At 57.3% G+C, this 17,913-nt stretch carries 17 protein-coding genes and 1 pseudogene; 11 read left to right on the forward strand and 7 right to left on the reverse strand.

The genetic code is table 11. The annotated features are described in order from the left end of the window. Positions 1-6: 6 nt before the first annotated feature. From fimH to fimA, 5 genes are all read right to left on the reverse strand, one after another. A complete protein-coding gene (gene fimH, locus KIF87_RS23285; RefSeq protein WP_349628221.1) occupies positions 7-1,014 on the reverse strand; it encodes a type 1 fimbria D-mannose specific adhesin FimH in 1,008 nt (335 codons plus the stop codon). Continuing rightward, the gene (locus KIF87_RS11250) at positions 1,007-3,568 is read right to left on the reverse strand and encodes a fimbrial biogenesis usher protein (RefSeq protein WP_213328785.1); all 2,562 of its coding nucleotides are present in this window, start codon (positions 3,566-3,568) and stop codon (positions 1,007-1,009) included. The genes fimH and KIF87_RS11250 overlap by 8 nt, the downstream gene beginning before the upstream one ends. A gap of 14 nt (positions 3,569-3,582) precedes the next feature. Beyond that, complete coding sequence (fimC, locus tag KIF87_RS11255) at positions 3,583-4,275, reverse strand: type 1 fimbria chaperone FimC (RefSeq protein WP_126329072.1); 693 nt, start codon at positions 4,273-4,275, stop codon at positions 3,583-3,585. A gap of 34 nt (positions 4,276-4,309) precedes the next feature. Beyond that, complete coding sequence (fimI, locus tag KIF87_RS11260) at positions 4,310-4,855, reverse strand: type 1 fimbrial protein subunit FimI (protein ID WP_024906881.1); 546 nt, start codon at positions 4,853-4,855, stop codon at positions 4,310-4,312. Between the two features lie 68 nt (positions 4,856-4,923). Continuing rightward, on the reverse strand, positions 4,924-5,487 hold the full coding sequence (gene fimA, locus KIF87_RS11265) for a type 1 fimbrial major subunit FimA (protein WP_008499333.1): 564 nt from the start codon (positions 5,485-5,487) through the stop codon (positions 4,924-4,926). Positions 5,488-5,797: 310 nt separating this feature from the next. Between fimA and folD the strand changes: the two genes are divergently transcribed. The 5 genes and pseudogenes from folD (at position 5,798) to KIF87_RS11290 (ending at position 10,355) form a co-directional block, all read left to right on the forward strand. Beyond that, positions 5,798-6,664, forward strand: a complete 867-nt coding sequence (folD, locus tag KIF87_RS11270) for a bifunctional methylenetetrahydrofolate dehydrogenase/methenyltetrahydrofolate cyclohydrolase FolD (protein WP_008499332.1) — start codon at positions 5,798-5,800, stop codon at positions 6,662-6,664. 1 nt (position 6,665) lies between these two features. Further along, the gene (gene ybcJ, locus KIF87_RS11275; protein ID WP_023279775.1) at positions 6,666-6,878 is read left to right on the forward strand and encodes a ribosome-associated protein YbcJ; all 213 of its coding nucleotides are present in this window, start codon (positions 6,666-6,668) and stop codon (positions 6,876-6,878) included. A 283-nt stretch (positions 6,879-7,161) separates the two neighbouring features. Beyond that, positions 7,162-8,661: a PTS transporter subunit EIIC gene (locus KIF87_RS11280; protein ID WP_213328786.1), complete on the forward strand. Its 1,500-nt coding sequence runs from the start codon at positions 7,162-7,164 to the stop codon at positions 8,659-8,661. Positions 8,662-8,744: 83 nt separating this feature from the next. Continuing rightward, positions 8,745-9,761: a Mal regulon transcriptional regulator MalI gene (gene malI, locus KIF87_RS11285; protein WP_213328787.1), complete on the forward strand. Its 1,017-nt coding sequence runs from the start codon at positions 8,745-8,747 to the stop codon at positions 9,759-9,761. Between the two features lie 73 nt (positions 9,762-9,834). Next, positions 9,835-10,355, forward strand: a pseudogene (locus KIF87_RS11290) (metal-dependent hydrolase). 90 nt (positions 10,356-10,445) lie between these two features. On the opposite strand, the gene cysS reads toward KIF87_RS11290, so the two are convergent. Then, positions 10,446-11,831, reverse strand: a complete 1,386-nt coding sequence (gene cysS, locus KIF87_RS11295) for a cysteine--tRNA ligase (RefSeq protein ID WP_213328788.1) — start codon at positions 11,829-11,831, stop codon at positions 10,446-10,448. Positions 11,832-12,005: 174 nt separating this feature from the next. On the opposite strand from cysS, the gene ppiB reads away from it, so the two are divergent. From ppiB to mnmH, 6 genes are all read left to right on the forward strand, one after another. Further along, a complete protein-coding gene (ppiB, locus tag KIF87_RS11300; RefSeq protein ID WP_023334762.1) occupies positions 12,006-12,500 on the forward strand; it encodes a peptidylprolyl isomerase B in 495 nt (164 codons plus the stop codon). Between the two features lie 3 nt (positions 12,501-12,503). Then, complete coding sequence (gene lpxH, locus KIF87_RS11305; RefSeq protein WP_213328789.1) at positions 12,504-13,226, forward strand: UDP-2,3-diacylglucosamine diphosphatase; 723 nt, start codon at positions 12,504-12,506, stop codon at positions 13,224-13,226. A 139-nt stretch (positions 13,227-13,365) separates the two neighbouring features. Beyond that, positions 13,366-13,575: a YdgH/BhsA/McbA-like domain containing protein gene (locus KIF87_RS11310; protein WP_213328790.1), complete on the forward strand. Its 210-nt coding sequence runs from the start codon at positions 13,366-13,368 to the stop codon at positions 13,573-13,575. 171 nt (positions 13,576-13,746) lie between these two features. Next, complete coding sequence (gene purE / locus KIF87_RS11315; RefSeq protein ID WP_023310631.1) at positions 13,747-14,256, forward strand: 5-(carboxyamino)imidazole ribonucleotide mutase; 510 nt, start codon at positions 13,747-13,749, stop codon at positions 14,254-14,256. Continuing rightward, positions 14,253-15,320: a 5-(carboxyamino)imidazole ribonucleotide synthase gene (gene purK / locus KIF87_RS11320; RefSeq protein ID WP_213328791.1), complete on the forward strand. Its 1,068-nt coding sequence runs from the start codon at positions 14,253-14,255 to the stop codon at positions 15,318-15,320. Before purE ends, purK begins: the two co-directional genes overlap by 4 nt. Before the next feature lie 84 nt (positions 15,321-15,404). After that, on the forward strand, positions 15,405-16,475 hold the full coding sequence (gene mnmH, locus KIF87_RS11325; RefSeq protein ID WP_213328792.1) for a tRNA 2-selenouridine(34) synthase MnmH: 1,071 nt from the start codon (positions 15,405-15,407) through the stop codon (positions 16,473-16,475). A 113-nt stretch (positions 16,476-16,588) separates the two neighbouring features. Here mnmH and KIF87_RS11330 read toward each other — a convergent pair whose 3' ends face one another. Beyond that, positions 16,589-17,734 carry a porin gene (locus KIF87_RS11330; protein WP_023334757.1) on the reverse strand — a complete coding sequence of 382 codons (1,146 nt, stop codon included), beginning with the start codon at positions 17,732-17,734 and terminating at the stop codon, positions 16,589-16,591. Between the last annotated feature and the right edge of the window lie 179 nt (positions 17,735-17,913).

Genomic DNA, 17,913 nt, shown 5'->3' on the forward strand with positions numbered 1-17,913 from the left:
GGCTCCTTAGTCGTAATCCACGCGCAGATACCCGCGCGAGGTGAAGCGCCCTTCCGCCGGCTTATTGCCCGTCACGCTCACCGGCCAGACCCGGATCCCCACCTGCGCCTGCGCGCTGTCGTCGAGGCGGAACGGAATTTTGCTCGTCAGGTTGTTGGGCGTGAGCGGCGCCCCGCTCTCGTTGGCAATGATGAACCCCACGTCCGGGTTATCCGACACCAGCACATTATCAGAGACTTTTTCAGCCTCGACGCGCATCGTCAGCATGGCGTTCGCCTCCACGTTGGTGCATTTGATTGCAATGGTTTTGCTTTGCGATGAGACCCCCTCCGGCTTGTTACCCACGCCCGCCTTGCTGAACAAGGAGGCGCCAATGTCACCGAAATCAAACTCCACCACGTTACCGGCATTAATGGCGCAGCTTTGCGGCACCTGAATGGTTCCGCTGTAGCTGATGGTATAGACCGGCGTGGTTAAAGGATCGGATGAAGTTGTGGTGACGTAGACGCGGAACATGGTGGCACGCGGGATCACCACCATGTTGATAAAGCGCCGGGTCACTTTAAGACGGAAGACAAGGCTGGAGTCCTGAACGCCAAACGGTTTGTTTTTGGAGACGTTAGGATGGCTCCCCATCTGGATATAGCTTTTTGGCGGGTAAAACACGCCAGCATAGCTGTCCGTGATTTTCATGGCCCCGTCCAGATAATCGTTAAGCTTCAGATACTGGTAGCCATCGCTGGTCCCGGTGATCGTGTAATCCGTCACATAGCTGCGCTTGGTGGTATTCCCGACGGTACCCTTCGGGCAGACGGCATTCACCCCTACCCACTGCGACTTCTCGCTGAGCGTCACGACCTGCCCGACCTGGTTATTCGAGCTATTGAATTTATCCGTCAGGTCGTAATGCACCTCCGTCGGCACGCCTTTTTCATTGACGCACACGGTCGCCAATGCGTTTGTCGCGGGCAGTAACGCCAGCAGCGACAGGGCAAAGATTTGGGTTTTAATCACAGCCGATCCCCTTAAGTGTGATTGCCTGTTGCAGGCTCTGTTCAGACAAGCTGTAAGGTGCGCGACACTGGGACTGCGCCCCGTCGCCCCACTGGATCAGCAGTTCGCCTTCCAGCGGCAGCCCACTCAGGTAAATTTGTCCATCATCCCCCACCATGCTGGTGACGCCGCTTTTGGTCTCACGCACCACCGCGCCGAACGGCACCGGCTGGTTGCCGCGCATCACCGTCAGCAGGGCGCGCACGCCAATGCGGGTATCGAAGCTGGCGCGCACCAGCGCGCCTTTAGTCGGCACCACGCTGCTCACGTTGTTTTCGATATCGGTGTTGTTGCTCATGGTGTTGGTATCCAGCGCCACGCGGTTGTAGCGGTAGACGGTGGCATACGGCATCACCGCGTAGCCTCGCCAGTCGGTTTTCACCCCGGTCTGGTTTTCAATACTGACGCCTGATGCCCCCGGCGCTTTGATCAGCACGTTGGTGTCCCCCAGCGGCTGGCTGAAGGTCACGCCGTCGGCGTGGCCGACCACCCCGCCGGAGAGCTGCCAGTTGAGATCGTGCTGGTCGCGAGAGTAGTTGTAGCCCACGCCCAGCGTGCCGTAGGTCGCCTGCCAGTTAGCGCTAGCGCTTCCGCTTGAGCCGTTGGTGCTGGCGTGCCCCTGGGTCACGCTGTAGTTCAGGTTGCGGTCCTCCAGCAGCGTTCCGCTGACGCCGGTTTGCCAGCTTGTGTCGCCATCGCTGTTTCGACTGGCGGATGCCGTAGCGTAGGCGCGGTCAATCGCGCTGTCCCGGCGATAGCCCTGACGGGTAAAGAGGCTGAACGGCACGGAGACGTTAAACGACGCGATCCGATCGGTACCGTCTATCCCAACGGATTTGTTCCACGACCACGAGACGGAGTAGTTGATCCCCTTCACGCCCCCCGCGTAGCCCAGCTGGTACCAGCGGTTCGTCTCGTCCGTTCCCCAGTAGGTCTGCTCGCTACCGGAGATATAGACCGAGCCATAGTCCCCCAGCGACTGAGACACGTTGAGCTGGAAGCGGCCTTTTTTATTCCACGTCAGGTTGTGATAGCTCTGCACGTCCGGCACATCGTTATCGTTCTGGCTATCGGCATACTGATAGCCCTCCATTGAGCGCCAGGCGACATCGTCGAGGGTGTAAAACCCTTTTGTGGAGTAGCGATAGCCCAGCAGCTGGAAGTTGGTGCCGAAGCCGTTAAGGGATTTCGCGTAGAGGAAGCGCAGAGACTGCCCTTCATGCTTGCTGTCGTCCGCGAGCTGGCTGCGGGCGTGGGTGATATCGAGCGAGACCGCGCCCCAGTCACCCAGGTTTTTCCCGGCCCCGACGGCCACCGCGGTATAGCGTGACGCCAGCTGCGTGCCGCCGTAGAGCGTGTAGCCGTTGGCAAGACCGGTAATCAGGGTGCCCTGGGTGAAGAACGGCGTATCCTGATCGCTGTTCCCGCTGCGGTAATCCCCCGCGACGAGGTCATACTTCCAGCGCCCTTCACGCTGCAGGAGCGGTACGGTGGAGTACGGCACGGTATAGCGCTGCTGGGTGCCGTCTTTCTCTTCGACCGTGACTTCCAGGTCACCGCTTGAGGAGGTCGGGTTAAGATCGGTAATGGCAAATGCGCCCGGCTGGACGTAGCTTTGATAGATAACGTAGCCATTCTGGCGAACCACCACTTTGGCGGGCGTACGGGCGATCCCGCGCACGGTCGGCGCGTAGCCCTGCAGGCTGTCCGGGTACATGCTGTCAGACGAGAAGAGCCGCCCGCCGCGAAAACCCATGCTGTCGAAAACGTCATTCCCGGTATTGCTGTCGCCCAGCACCAGTTCGCTTTTAAGCGGAATGACGGTGCGCTGCGCCCAGGTGCCAATATTCTGCCACTCGCTGTGCCGCTGCCCGTTATTCTGCGTGTACCGCCATGCGCCGTTGTTACGTAAACGCCAGGCGCCATAGTTCAACCCGCTTTGCAGGTTGAGGTAATAGCTGTCGTCTTCGCTTCCCCGGTTACCGGTGAAGCTGTAGTTCACCAGCGCGGCGGGAATGCCTTCATCCCACTGTTCGGGTGGAATATAGCCCCGGGCGCTGTTTTGCAACGCCACCTGCGGCAGGCTGACGTCCAGACGCTGTGAGGCAAAGTTGAATGCCGTTTCGCTGCCGGGTATAGCCGTGGTCAACGGAACGCAGGTCTCGCCCTGCACCTTAGCCAGTTCGGGAAACGCCGCGACGTTAACGCCAAAGCGATCGAGCATCGCGCGCGTAATGCACGCTGATAAACCGCCCGCCACCGGCGGCGTGTTTTCGGCCTGCTCAAAACGCACGTCCTGGGTACCGATAAACTCATCGTTACGCCAGATATCCACGCGATAAACGCCGGGTGCCTGCTGGTGTCCTTGTTCAAAACGCGACAAATCCGCCACGCTGGCGGCGTCGTCGGACAAGAAGGCCGGGTTGAAATAACTTTCGCTCCAGCCAGCCTGCGGCCAGAGCGCAGCCATCAGCGCCAGTGCAACCGGGCAGTAACGTCTCTGGTGGTTTTTCATCGCCCTGACTCTGCTCACAGGTTGACGCTACGCGCCGGAGTGATGGCACCGTAGTCATTCACGCTCTGCCAGGAAAGCGTACCGCTGGCACCGGCTGGCAGCACCTGCTGAGCCGAGCTTTTCGGCGCAACCATCAGGTTATCCAGCTGCTGCCCGCCCAGCTTCAGATTGACGAGGGTGATGTAATACGGAGAAGCGTTGCTGACTTTGAGATGGTTGCCCGCGCGCTCAAACCGCAGCTGGGAAAGCGCCTCTTCCGGCTGCATCGCCAGGTTGTTCGGGCGCACAAACAGCTTGATGCGTGAGAGGATCGCCAGCTGCAGCACGTTATTGTTTTCCGTTTTCGCTTTGTTCACCGACGGGATCGCCTTCACGTTCATGTAAAAGAGCGATTCGCGATCGGCAGGCAGCGCTGGCCCGGCGTAAATAATACGCAGCGTGTTTTCACTGTTCGGCTCGCTAACAAACAGGGGCGGGGTGACGGCAAAGGTTTTTTCTTTTTGCCCGCTCGCATTTTCGATCCACGCGTTAATTAAATAGCGTTCCTGTTTGTTGCTGTTGGTGATCGCCAGCGATGTTTGCTTCGCCTCTGCCGGATAAATAACGCGCGTGGCCCCCAGCGCAATACCGCCGGAAGCATTTGCGCAGGCAGAAACCATCATCAAAATAAACGATAAAAAAAGTCCTGGTTTAATTAGGGTATTCATCACAACCGTACCTTTAATAATGTGTTCGCAGGTGTTATGGATAAATCAACGTAAACCAGACATCCGACTGAATTTTGCCTGGCTCGAGGTGTTCGGAAATAGCCCGATAGCGGGCGCTAAAATGGAACGCGAGCTCGCGGGTCTCGATCGGCAGCCAGCTGACGGCCGTGGCGTTTGGGATAATCTGACGCTGCTGTTCGTCAAAGAGCGCCAGCCCCACGCCGCTGCTGACAGGCGTTTCACCCGGCCGCGATGTCGCCAGAAAGACCTGCGGATCCTCTGCGGGTGTGACGCCCTGAAACTGGATCCCCACGGTGCGCGAAACATCAACGCTGCAGTCCAGCAGCCGCACGGTGAAAGGCACATTCACCGTGGAAAAACTGCCCACACCGGAAAATGAATTGGTTCGGTACTGCCCCATGTCGATGCGCATATTCTGGCTGTCGGGCGCCACGGCGCAGCCGCCGTTCACCAGTTCACCCCGGAGATGAACCTTGCCACCTTCGATCACCACGGTATGCGCCGATGCCGGGCAAGCCATCGCAAGGGTTAACAGCAGTAGTGTTCCAGTCCTTGTCATCCTTCGTTCCTGGCATTTGCGTATGACGGGCCTCGTCCCTGAGGCCTGAACATCCCTGTGCGGAGGAATTACTCGTATTTCATTACGAAGGTGGCGTCAGCGTTCGCCTGGCCCGGCTCGGTGGTGGCAGCCGTTGATTTATAACGCGCGGTGAACTTCAGGGTGTTGGTCCCTTCGATCAGCGTCTGCGCAGCAGAGAAGGTCGCGCCGTCTGGGGTCAGAACGCTGGATTTGCTGTCGAGGATCTCGATACCCACGCCTTTCGCGGTGTTGTCGTTGCTACCGGAGGTCACGGCCAGCAGGGTTTTGTCGGTTGGGTCGATCTGACCGGTGAACGCAACAGCTGCAGTTTTGGCAACCAGCGGATCGCAATCATTCAGTTCAATGTTGAATGGAATATTGGAGGTGGTGTCGCCCACTTTGGTAAATTTCGCGGTGCGATACTGACCCAGATTAACGGTCTGCTCGGAAGAATCAGTATTTACTGAACAAGCCGCATTAACCAGCTCACCTTTAAAATGTACGGTACCGCCATTTACGGAAACCGGCGCAGCAGGATCTGCTGCATTTGCGGCACCCGCAACCAGGGCCAAAGTTGCAATAACAGTAGAAGCAATGTTGCTGAGTTTCATGTCTATTCCTTTAAAATGTAAATAACCCTTCCCGCGAATAATCGGGAATAAGAAATACGTTCAATTGAGTAATTGAAAGCTTATTTCGGAGGAGACAAAGTAGCTCAGGAAGCGATTTTTAAATATGTCAAAACGCTGCCATTTCGCCAGGCCACATCCTAATCCCGCCTAAGAAATTGACCATCCACTAAGAAGGGTTTTTGCGTCTCACTGATAAAAACGCGTAAAGGGTGACTGACAGCGACGCTCGCTTCTGACAAAATACACGCCATCCCCCCTTTCAAACGTTACAGACGGAATCTTCTCTCTGATGGCAGCAAAGATTATTGACGGTAAAACGATTGCGCAGCAGGTGCGCTCTGAGGTCGCGGAAAAAGTGAAGGCGCGTAAAGCTGCCGGAAAACGCGCCCCCGGGCTGGCCGTTGTGCTGGTTGGTAGCAACCCTGCATCGCAGATTTATGTCGGCAGCAAACGCAAGGCGTGTGAAGAGGTGGGCTTCGTCTCCCGCTCTTACGATTTGCCGGAAACCACCAGCGAAGCAGAACTGCTGGAACTTATTGACACCCTGAATGCCGATAAAGAAATCGACGGTATTCTGGTTCAGCTGCCGCTGCCGGCGGGTATCGACAACGTGAAGGTGCTGGAGCGTATCGCACCGGATAAAGACGTGGACGGTTTCCATCCGTACAACGTTGGCCGCCTGTGCCAGCGCGCGCCGCGTCTGCGCCCGTGCACGCCGCGCGGGATTGTGACGCTGCTGGAGCGTTATAACATTGACACCTACGGTCTGAACGCCGTAGTTATCGGTGCGTCCAACATCGTGGGCCGCCCGATGAGCATGGAGCTGCTGCTGGCCGGCTGCACCACCACCGTTACCCACCGCTTCACCAAAAACCTGCGTCACCACGTCGAGAACGCCGATCTGCTGATCGTCGCGGTCGGCAAGCCGGGCTTTATTCCGGGCGAGTGGATTAAAGAAGGTGCGATCGTCGTGGACGTCGGGATTAACCGTCTGGAAAACGGCAAAGTGGTCGGTGACGTGGTGTATGAAGATGCCGCGGCTCGCGCCTCTTACATTACCCCCGTACCGGGCGGCGTAGGCCCGATGACCGTAGCCACGCTGATTCAGAATACTTTGCAGGCGTGCGAAGAATATCACGACGTAGAGGACGCGTAAGATGGCGACTTTTTCATTAGGAAAACACCCGCACGTTGAGCTGTGCGATCTGCTGAAGCTGGAAGGCTGGAGCGAAAGCGGCGCGCAGGCGAAAATCGTTATTGCCGACGGGCTGGTAAAAGTGGACGGCGCGGTGGAAACCCGCAAGCGCTGCAAGATTGTCGCGGGGCAGACCGTGAGCTTTGAAGGACAGAGCGTAACCGTTACGGCCTGAGCCGTTTGATGCCCGGTGGCGCTGCGCTTACCGGGCCTACGTACTGTCTCCGTTTGTAGGCCGGGTAAGGCGAAGCCGCCACCCGGCAATTTCTCTCACAATCCCCTCACACCCATCACGGTTATTTATCGATCAACTTCAAATAATCACTATTTCATCTGTTGAAACGTGAAAATTCAGTTGCGCGTTTTTCACTCTTTGCCCACGATAAGTAGAACGTTCTACTAAAACGTTCTACTTACAATAACAGCGCCAAAAAAAGCGCTACTCGGGGGAAATCAGCATGGGTCTGATATCAGGGTTTGTTAAATCGCTGTCTAAGTTATCGATGATTGGTCGCGCCTTAATGCTGCCAATTTCACTGCTTCCCGCTGCGGGCCTGCTGCTGGCCTTCGGCGATAAGTTTCATCTGCCGCTGATGATGAACGCGGGCGGGGTTATTTTTGATAACCTGCCGATGCTGTTTGCCATTGGCTCCGCCGTGGGTCTGGCGTCAGAATCCGGTATTGCGGCGCTGTCTGCGGCCGTTTCGGTGTTTGTCACGAATATCACCATCAGCACCGTGCTGAGCATCACGCCGGAGATGGCCTCCCAGGGCGGGAAATACGCCATGGTGGTCGGTATCCCGACGCTGCAGATGGGCGTCTTCGGCGGCCTGATCTGCGGTATTCTCGCGGCCTGGTGCTATAACCGCTTCCACACCATGCAGCTGCCGGAGTTCCTGGGCTTCTTCTCCGGTAAGCGCTTCGTGGCCATTGCAACGGCGTTCCTCTCGTTCCTGATGGGGCTGCTGCTGCCGTACGTCTGGCAGCATATTCAGGCCGGTATCGACGCGCTCTCCGTGGTGGTGAACGGCGATAATCAGGCGGCGTCGACCTTTATCTTCGGTCTGGTGGAGCGCGCGCTGATCCCGCTCGGCCTGCACCACATCTGGTATCCGTCCTTCTGGTATTCGTTCGGGGATTACACCACCCAGGCAGGCCAGGTGATCCACGGCGACCAGACCATCTGGTTCAAGATGCTGGAAGAAGGAGTGAAATCCTTCAGCAGCGACACCTACCAGAACGCCGGTAAGTTCATGCAGGGTGAATTCCCGCTGATGCTGTTCGCGCTGCCCGCAGCGTGCCTGGCGATGTACCACGAAGCCCATACGAAGAATAAGAAAATCGCGGCCGGTATTCTGTTCTCTGCGGCGCTGACCTGCTTCCTGACGGGGATCACCGAACCGGTTGAGTTTACCTTTATCTTCGTGGCGCCGATCCTGTACGTCTTTAACGCCATCATGGCGGGTCTGGCCTACATGACCATGTATCTGCTGCATGCGCATATCGCCAAGTCGTTCTCCGCGGGCTTTATTGACTATCTGTCATTTGGGATCCTGCCGTCCTTTAACGGTTACAAGACCAACTTCCTGAATGCCATTATCATCGGCATTCCAATGGGCCTGATCTATTACTTCACGTTCCGCTTTGTGATCCGTCGTTTCGACGTGAAAACGCCGGGCCGCACTGAAGTGACCGCCAACGCGGATGATAAATCTGATTCAGAACTCGCGACCGAGATCATCTCCCTGCTGGGCGGGGCGCATAACATCGATTCCGTCGGCGCCTGTATCACCCGTCTGCGTCTGGAAGTGGCAAAAAGCGAGGTGGTGGATAAAGACGGCCTGAACGGACTCGGCGCGCGCGGCGTGGTCTTCGTCGGCGACAACGGTATTCAGGTGATTTTCGGTGCCAGAGCACAGTTTATCGCCCAGACCATGTCCACCATGATCGGCAAATAATAAGATGCCTGAGCGACACGTCTCCTGTACGCTGGGAGACGTGTTTTATCTGGCTGATAATCGGCAAATTTCAGGGAGCGGTTTTGAAGAAAGTCAGCATTATTGATGTCGCAAAGCGCGCGGGCGTTTCGGTCTCAACCGTATCGCTGGTTTTGCGCCAGAAAGGGAAAATCTCAGAGGCAACGATCGAGAAGGTCAACGCTGCCATCAATACGCTGGGCTATGTTCATAACGTCGCCGCTGCCAACCTCCGCGCCAATACGTCCAATCTGATTGGCCTGATCCTCCGTGACTTTAGCGACAGCTTCTCCATCAAGGTGATGGCGAGTATCGTTCAGGATCTTGAAAAACAGGGGTATATGGTTTTTCTCGGCCAGCCCCAGAACGATCATGACCATCTTGAGCGCTGCCTGCTGTCGTTTAAGCAGCAGGGCGTCGCCGGGGTTATCTATCTGGCCTCGGATACCCGCACGTCTACCCTGCCGGAACAGATTCGCCGCTGCCCGCTGCCGCTGGTGGTGGTCTCTCAGTCTCTGCTGGATGAAAAATGCAATCTGGTGATGCGCGACAACCGTCAGGCGGCAAACCTGGCGGTGCGTTATCTTATCGAGCGCGGCCATCGCAATATCGCCTACATTGGCGGACGTGAAGGCTGCCTTATCCGCGAGCAGCGCCTGCTCGGTTTTCGCAGCGCGATGACGCAAAACGGGCTGGTCTGGCGCGATGAATACTCTCCGGCCTGCAGCGATGACACCCTGGCCGCGGGTTTCGCCACCCGCCAGCTGCTGGAAAAGAACAACACCATCACCGCCCTGCTCTGCCACTCGCCGGATGCCATGATCGGCTCCATCTCCGGTATTCACCAGGTAGGACGAACGGTGGGTAAAGACGTGTTTTTGACACAGCAGGTTGCGCTGGTCGGTTTCGAAGATATGCTGCACGTTAACCTCACCTCGCCGTCTTTTACCTACGTGTCGTCCGCCAGCGAAGAGACGGGGCGTCAGGCTGCCGGGCTGATTATCCGCACACTGAAGGAGCCGACGCTGCAAACCCAGCGCATTACGCTTTCCGGGCAGCTTATCGCGCGCGAGTCGGCGTAAAATCAGAATGTAGAACAGGTCTGTTAGCGCGAGATTACTGCTATATTTCCATGATTTGCCATGGATAATGTCAATGCCTACCGTTATTACGCACGCTGCTGTTCCGCTTTGTCTGGGCTTAGGCCTGGGAACCAAAGTGATTCCTCCCCGCCTGCTGTTTGCCGGAATTGTCCTCGCCATGCTGCCGGATGCCGACGTGCTGGCGTTCAAGTTCGGCGTCGCGTACGGCAATGTTTTCGGCCATCGCGGTTTTACCCACTCCCTGCTGTTCGCCTTTGTGGTGCCGATACTTTGCGTGCTGACTGGACGACGCTGGTTCCGGGCCAGCCTGACGCGGTGCTGGCTGTTTTTAACGGTGTCACTGCTGTCGCACAGCCTGCTGGATTCGATTACCACGGGCGGGAAAGGCGTCGGCTGGCTGTGGCATGGTCAGATGAACGCTTCTTTGCGCCGTGGCAGGTCATTAAGGTCGCGCCGTTTGCGCTGTCGCGCTATACCACGCCGTACGGGCATCAGGTGATCGTTTCAGAACTGCTGTGGGTGTGGCTGCCGGGGGTAGTGCTGATGGGGTTGCTGTGGTGGAAACGGAGGTAAAAGCAAAACGGCAACTCAAGTTGCCGTTTTTAGTGTTTGCACTCTCTCTGTGGGAGAGGGCTGGGGTGAGGGCATCAGCGCGCACCAGACTTACTTACGGCGCCAGGTCGTTCCCTGTGGGCCATCTTCCAGAATGATGCCCATCTCGGTCAGACGGTTACGCGCCGCATCTGCCGCCCCCCAGTCTTTCGCCTGACGCGCTTCCAGACGCGCTTTAATCAACGCTTCAATTTCCGCCACTTCACCGTCGTCCGCCTGCGCACCGCTCTGCAGGAACACGTCCGGATCCTGCTCCAGCAGGCCGAGCACGGAGGAGATCTTACGCAGATGGGACGCCAGCGCATTCGCCGCGGCCATATCTTCTGACTTCAGGCGGTTCACTTCGCGCGCCATGTCGAACAGCACGGAGTAGGCTTCCGGGGTGTTGAAGTCGTCGTTCATCACCTCAACAAAGCGAGCTTCGAACGCTTCCCCGCCTGCCGCAGGAACAGACCTGTCGGTCCCGCGCAGCGCGGTGTACAGTCGCTCCAGCGCCGAGCGCGCCTGCTTCAGGTTCTCTTCGCTGTAGTTCAGCTGGCTGCGATAGTGGCCGGACATCAGGAAGTAGCGCACGGTTTCCGCGTCGTAATACTTCAGCACGTCGCGCACGGTGAAGAAGTTACCCAGCGATTTAGACATCTTCTCGCGGTCAACCATTACCATCCCGGAGTGCATCCAGTAGTTAACGTACTCGCCGCCGTGTGCGCAGGTAGACTGCGCGATTTCGTTTTCATGGTGCGGGAACATCAGGTCCGAACCGCCGCCGTGAATGTCGAAGTGCTTGCCCAGCTGTTTGCAGTTCATTGCGGAACATTCAATGTGCCAGCCCGGGCGGCCTTCGCCCCACGGGGATGGCCAGCTTGGTTCGCCCTCTTTGGACATTTTCCACAGCACGAAGTCCATCGGGTTACGCTTCACGTCAACCACGTCAACGCGCGCGCCGGCCTGGAGCTGATCCAGATCCTGACGGGAAAGCGAACCGTAGGTTGGGTCCGTCGGCACGGAGAACATCACGTCGCCGTTTTCGGCCACGTAGGCGTGACCGCGCGCGATCAGCTTCTCGGTGATGTCGATAATTTCATGAATATGGTGGGTTGCGCGCGGCTCGCTGTCCGGACGCAGAATATTCAGGGCGTCGAAATCTTTGTGCATCTCGACGATCATGCGATCGACCAGCGCAACGAAGCTTTCGCCGTTTTCATTAGCGCGCTTGATAATTTTATCGTCGATGTCGGTGATATTACGCACGTATTTCAGGGTATAGCCCAGAAAACGCAGGTAGCGTGACACCACGTCAAAAGCGACAAAGGTACGGCCATGGCCGATGTGACAGAGATCGTAAACCGTAATACCACACACGTACATGCCGACTTCCCCGGCATGGATAGGTTTAAATTCCTCTTTTTGGCGCGTCATTGTATTAAAGATTTTTAACATCGAAGATTCCATGTAAACACGTGTGTGGTTGAAAACCGGCTATTCTACCCGTAATTCAAACCCGAAGCAGCACACAATGCAAGGTGATCGCATCCTGTGGTTATGCTATAACAAGCCCCTATAGATGACCCGAACGCGGGTCGACGTACCACAATAACGGAACAGGATGCAAAAATGGTTACTTTCCACACTAATCATGGCGATATCGTAATCAAAACCTTTGATGACAAAGCGCCTGAAACAGTTAAAAACTTCCTGGACTACTGCCGCGAAGGTTTCTACAACAACACCATTTTCCACCGCGTGATCAACGGTTTTATGATCCAGGGCGGCGGTTTCGAACCTGGCATGAACCAGAAAGCCACCAAAGAAGCGATCAAAAACGAAGCGAACAACGGCCTGAAAAACACCCGCGGCACGCTGGCGATGGCGCGTACTCAGGCACCACACTCTGCAACCGCGCAGTTCTTCATTAACGTGGCTGACAACGACTTCCTGAACTTCTCCGGCGAAAGCCTGCAGGGTTGGGGCTACTGCGTATTCGCAGAAGTGGTTGAAGGTATGGACGTGGTTGACAAGATCAAAGCCGTCTCTACTGGCCGCAGCGGTATGCACCAGGACGTTCCTAAAGAAGACGTTGTGATTACAAGCGTGACCGTCAGCGAGTAATTCGTGGCGACACTCTTTATTGCGGATCTGCATCTGCAAACGGAAGAACCGGCGATAACCGCCGGTTTTCTGCGTTTTTTACGCGGTGAAGCGAAAAGCGCCGATGCGCTGTACATCCTGGGCGACCTCTTTGAAGCCTGGATTGGCGACGACGACCCTAACCCGCTGCACCGTGAAATGGCCGCCGCCATTCACGCGCTGGTAGATTCCGGCGTCCCCTGCTACTTCATTCACGGCAACCGTGATTTCCTGATCGGCAAGCGCTACGCCCGCGAAAGCGGCATGACGCTGCTGCCGGAAGAGCAGGTGCTCGACCTCTATGGCCGCAAGGTCCTGATCATGCACGGCGACACGCTCTGCACCGACGATACCGGCTACCTGGCGTTTCGCGCCAAAGTCCACACCCCGTGGATCCAAAAGGCGTTTCTTGCTCTGCCGCTGTTTATCCGCAACCGCATCGCCGCCAGAATGCGCGCGGGCAGTAAAGCCGCCAACAGCAGCAAATCCATGACCATCATGGACGTGAACCCGCAGGCCGTGGTGAGCGTGATGGAGAAGCATGGCGTCCAGTGGTTGATCCACGGTCATACCCATCGCCCTGACGTGCATTCCCTTATCGCCAACGGCGAACCGGCCCATCGCGTGGTATTAGGTGCCTGGCACGCCGAAGGCTCCATGGTCAAAGTCACGCCTGAGGGCGTGGAGCTGATCGCGTTTCCGTTTTAATCCCTTCCTAAGATTCATTCTATTTTTTTGAACAATATCGGCAAATTGTTTCGATTTTAATCAGCCCGTGGTCGGCCTATTATTTATCACATCAGGGCAACACGCCCTATCCCAGACAAAATACTTAAGGAATACGACCATGAAATCCATCAAAACTTTCGTTGCAGTTGCTGCTCTCTCCCTGGTTTCTTTCGCTTCTTTCGCGCAGAGCGTGAGCGCAACCGCCTCTACCCTTGACCGCGCAGAAGCGAAAATTGCCGCGCAGGCCGCCGAACAGGGTGCCTCTTATAAAATTACGAGCGCGAAGGTCGACAACCGCGTGTACATGACCGCAGAACTGACTAAATAATCATTGCCGATTGACGAAAACAGACCGCCAGAACGCGGTCTGTTTTGTTATGAATTGATGGCAACAACGGCTCAAGATTTAACCGCGCAACCGTTTTCCTTGCCCGTATAACATGCTATTCTCTGTGCCCTCGAAAGCAGTGTGTTTCGCACCACAGGAGTTTTAAGACGCATGTCTTCCCGCAATAATCCGGCGCGTGTCGCCATCGTGATGGGGTCCAAAAGCGACTGGGCTACCATGCAGTTCGCCGCCGAAATCTTTGAAATCCTGAATGTCCCGCACCACGTTGAAGTGGTCTCCGCGCACCGTACACCGGACAAACTGTTCAGCTTCGCCGAAAGCGCCGAAGAGAACGGTTATGAGGTGATCGTTGCCGGCGCGGGCGGCGCAGCACATCTGCCGGGCATGATTGCCGCCAAAACCCTGGTGCCGGTTCTGGGCGTCCCGGTACAAAGCGCCGCGTTAAGCGGTGTGGATAGCCTCTACTCCATCGTCCAGATGCCGCGCGGTATTCCTGTCGGCACGCTGGCGATTGGTAAAGCGGGCGCAGCGAACGCAGCCCTGCTGGCGGCGCAAATTCTTGCGACGCACGATAAAGCATTGCATCAGCGTCTGGCGGAGTGGCGTAAAGCCCAGACCGACGAAGTGCTGGACAATCCGGACCCGCGGGGTGCGGCATGAAGCAGGTTTGCGTCCTCGGTAACGGCCAGCTAGGCCGCATGCTGCGTCAGGCCGGTGAGCCGCTGGGTATTGCCGTCTGGCCCGTCGGGCTGGATGCTGAACCTGAAGCCGTACCGTTCCACCAGAGCGTGATCACCGCCGAGATCGAACGCTGGCCGGAAACCGCGCTGACCCGCGAGCTGGCGCGTCATAACGCTTTCGTTAACCGCGACGTGTTCCCGATCATTGCCGACCGTCTGACGCAAAAGCAGCTGTTCGACAAGCTCGGTCTGCCGACCGCGCCGTGGCAGCTCCTGTCCGATAAAAGCGAGTGGAATGATGTCTTCGCGATGCTGGGCGAGCTGGCAATCGTGAAGCGCCGCGTGGGCGGCTACGACGGCCGCGGCCAGTGGCGTCTGCGCTCAGACGACACCGCCGAGCTGCCGGACGACTGCTACGGTGAATGCATCGTTGAGCAGGGCATCAACTTTAGCGGCGAAGTGTCGCTGGTTGGCGCGCGCGGGCACGACGGGCACACCGTCTTTTATCCGCTGACGCATAACCTGCACCAGGACGGCATTCTGCGCACCAGCGTCGCCTTCCCGCACGCCAATGCTGACCAGCAGGCGCAGGCGGAAGATATGCTCTCAGCCATCATGCACGAGCTGGGCTATGTGGGCGTCATGGCGATGGAGTGCTTTATCACCCCGTCCGGCCTGCTGGTCAACGAACTTGCGCCGCGCGTGCACAACAGCGGCCACTGGACGCAAAACGGCGCGTCCATCAGCCAGTTCGAGCTGCACCTGCGCGCGATCGCCGACCTGCCGCTGCCGCAGCCGGTGGTGGACAGCCCGTCGGTGATGATCAACCTGATCGGCACCGATCTGAACTACGACTGGCTGAAGCTGCCGCTGGTGCATCTGCACTGGTATGACAAAGAGGTTCGCGCAGGTCGTAAGGTCGGTCACCTGAACCTGAACGACAGCGACACGGGCCGCCTGAGCGCCACCCTGGAAGCCATAATCCCGCTCCTGCCGCCGGAATACGCGAGCGGTATTGTCTGGGCACAGTCAAAGCTCAGGTAAGACATCTGCGCCGGGGAGTTGACCTTCCCCTTCCCCGGCGTACAATCCCCGCCCATTGCTGCTGAGTTTTCTTCTGGAATAACCATGAACGATGGAACGGACTATCGCGCGATCCTCGCGTCTGATACCCCTTTAATCGACGTTCGCGCGCCGATCGAATTTGCCCAGGGCGCGATGCCTGCGGCGTTCAACCTGCCCTTAATGAACGACGACGAGCGTGCCGCCGTCGGCACCTGCTATAAGCGCCAGGGCCCCGAGGCCGCGCTGGCGCTCGGCCATAGCCTGGTGAGCGGCGAGACGCGTGAGGCACGCATCAACGCCTGGCGGGAAGCCAGCCTTGCCCATCCTGAGGGCTTTCTCTGCTGCGCGCGCGGCGGCCAGCGCTCGCATATCTCGCAGGCCTGGCTTAAAGAGGCGGGCGTCGACTACCCGCTGATCCGCGGCGGCTATAAGGCCCTGCGTCAGACGGCGATTCAGGTGACGATTGAGCAGTCGCAAAAGCCGATGGTGCTTATCGGCGGCTGTACCGGAAACGGTAAAACCCTGCTGGTGAAGCAGCACGCACAGGGCATCGATCTGGAAGGGCTGGCGCACCACCGCGGTTCGTCATTTGGCCGCACGCTGACGCCGCAGCTTTCCCAGGCCAGCTTTGAAAACCACCTGGCGGTTGAGCTATTGAAAAAAGACGCCGCGCGCTGGGTGCTGGAAGACGAGGGCCGCATGATTGGCTCCAACCACCTGCCGGAGTGCCTGCGCGACCGCATGGTTGAAGCCCCCATCGTTGTCGTCGAAGACCCGTTTGACGTCCGCCTTGAGCGCCTGCGCGAAGAGTATTTCGACCATATGTGGACCGATTTTTCTGCTGCCTACGGCGATGAAGCGGGCTGGAAGGAGTACAGCGAGTATCTGCATCACGGCCTGTTCGCCATTCGCCGCCGTCTGGGGCTGCAGCGGTATGCAGAATTCACCGCGCTGTTAGATTCCGCGCTGCTGGAACAGCAACGCTCTGACAGCACGGAGGCGCACTTCAGCTGGCTTGCGCCGCTGCTGAAGGATTATTACGACCCGATGTACGGCTATCAGTTGGAGAAGAAAGCGGAGAAGATTGTGTATCGCGGGACGTATGGCGAGGTCGCTGACTGGCTTAATCGCTGAAAAATAAAGCCGGGTGGCGAGGTAAAAGCAAAACGGCAACCAGGGTTGCCGTTTTTAATATTTGTTCCCTCTCCCCGTGGGAGAGGGCATCAGGCCGCACCCTACAAGACGGCTTAGAAGTCGTAGCGCAGACGCACCAGGTTCATGTCGCCCAGGTTGTCGGTGCTGGAAGTGAACACGTGTTCGTAATCCACGCGGAAACCGTAATCCAGCTGGAAGCTGATACCCACGCCGTTGTCGATGCGCTGGTAGTTGCGGCCGTTCACGTACTGAATGCGGTCGCCCATGAAGTAAGGCTGGATGGATTTAACCGCGTACTGACCGATTGGGAACTTGTAGCCCGCAAAGTATTCGATACCCCATGCATCACCGGCGAAGTAGTCGTTAACCGACACTTTTTTGGTGGTCAGGAAGTTCTGGTACCAGCCACCACCCGCGGAGAAGGTCCAGTTGTCCGGCGTCCAGCTCAGCGCGGTACCGAGGATGTTCTGGTCGTAGGTTTTGCTGTCGCCGTTGTCCGGGTTACGCATGTCCGCGCGGGTGTAGTTCCACGCTGCGCCCCAGGTCAGATCGGTGGTCAGGTGATAATCCAGACCCAGCGAGCCGCCGCCTTTACGCTTGTAGCGCAGGCCGTTGCCCGGCAGGTATTCACTGTCTTCAAACAGGTAAGATGCGTAGATGTCGGCATCGCCCACGGTTTTCTTATATTTCAGCATCTGGCGTGAACGGTAAGAACCGTCGTAATCGCCGTTGATCCCGTTACCCGGAGCCTGGCCGATCATGTCGTAGTCCCAGATATCGGTTTTCGCGCCCACCACATCATAGTAAACGCTGTTCTGTTGACCGAAGGTCAGCGTACCCCAGGTGTCGCTCTTCAGACCGGTGTAGAGCATACGACGCGTGGTGTCGTGCGCGCCGTCGGCGTAGTGGTGATCCCAGTTAAACTGCGCGGGAATATTGACACCCAGCTCGTAGTAGCTGATCCAGCTGATGTCATCAAACAGGTAGTAATCAGCCGCGAAACGGAAACGGGTGCCGCCGTCAAAGCCGTTACGCTTGTAGCTGTTTTTACCGTCGTCGCCGGTCATGTTCTGGAACTGAGGACGAATACTGCCGCCAACGGTGAAGTTCAGGCGGCTCAGCGGGTTACCCGCCTGAGGATCCTGCTTAAGAACGGTGATTTCCGCCTGAGAAGCGAAGGTAGTCAATGCCACTGCCGCGCCGATCGTTGCCGCCAGCGCTGATTTTTTTATAGTCATTATTTTTCCTTAATAGACACGCTGCTAAATATTTAGCGGGTGAATATTAACTGGAAATAATCGGGCTGTGTGGTCGGGTTTTTAATGTTTTGTGCTACTAAACGAGTGGGTATTATCACTTTGTGCTATTTAAACACTGCGCACCGGCATCAAAACCCGGTGCGCAACTATCACAATGC

It is taken from the genome of Enterobacter sp. 120016, assembly GCF_018383635.1.
Lineage (GTDB): Bacteria > Pseudomonadota > Gammaproteobacteria > Enterobacterales > Enterobacteriaceae > Enterobacter > Enterobacter asburiae_D.

What these genes read in the sequence shown, in the direction of transcription:
- KIF87_RS11280 (WP_213328786.1), top strand. Translation starts at nt 7,162, where the DNA reads ATGGGTCTGATATCAGGGTTTGTTAAATCGCTGTCTAAGTTATCGATG.
- purK (WP_213328791.1), top strand. Translation starts at nt 14,253, where the DNA reads ATGAAGCAGGTTTGCGTCCTCGGTAACGGCCAGCTAGGCCGCATGCTG.
- fimC (WP_126329072.1), bottom strand. Translation starts at nt 4,275, where the DNA reads ATGAATACCCTAATTAAACCAGGACTTTTTTTATCGTTTATTTTGATG.
- ybcJ (WP_023279775.1), top strand. Translation starts at nt 6,666, where the DNA reads ATGGCGACTTTTTCATTAGGAAAACACCCGCACGTTGAGCTGTGCGAT.
- mnmH (WP_213328792.1), top strand. Translation starts at nt 15,405, where the DNA reads ATGAACGATGGAACGGACTATCGCGCGATCCTCGCGTCTGATACCCCT.
- folD (WP_008499332.1), top strand. Translation starts at nt 5,798, where the DNA reads ATGGCAGCAAAGATTATTGACGGTAAAACGATTGCGCAGCAGGTGCGC.
- KIF87_RS11250 (WP_213328785.1), bottom strand. Translation starts at nt 3,568, where the DNA reads ATGAAAAACCACCAGAGACGTTACTGCCCGGTTGCACTGGCGCTGATG.
- KIF87_RS11310 (WP_213328790.1), top strand. Translation starts at nt 13,366, where the DNA reads ATGAAATCCATCAAAACTTTCGTTGCAGTTGCTGCTCTCTCCCTGGTT.
- ppiB (WP_023334762.1), top strand. Translation starts at nt 12,006, where the DNA reads ATGGTTACTTTCCACACTAATCATGGCGATATCGTAATCAAAACCTTT.
- fimA (WP_008499333.1), bottom strand. Translation starts at nt 5,487, where the DNA reads ATGAAACTCAGCAACATTGCTTCTACTGTTATTGCAACTTTGGCCCTG.
- cysS (WP_213328788.1), bottom strand. Translation starts at nt 11,831, where the DNA reads ATGTTAAAAATCTTTAATACAATGACGCGCCAAAAAGAGGAATTTAAA.
- KIF87_RS11330 (WP_023334757.1), bottom strand. Translation starts at nt 17,734, where the DNA reads ATGACTATAAAAAAATCAGCGCTGGCGGCAACGATCGGCGCGGCAGTG.
- purE (WP_023310631.1), top strand. Translation starts at nt 13,747, where the DNA reads ATGTCTTCCCGCAATAATCCGGCGCGTGTCGCCATCGTGATGGGGTCC.
- fimI (WP_024906881.1), bottom strand. Translation starts at nt 4,855, where the DNA reads ATGACAAGGACTGGAACACTACTGCTGTTAACCCTTGCGATGGCTTGC.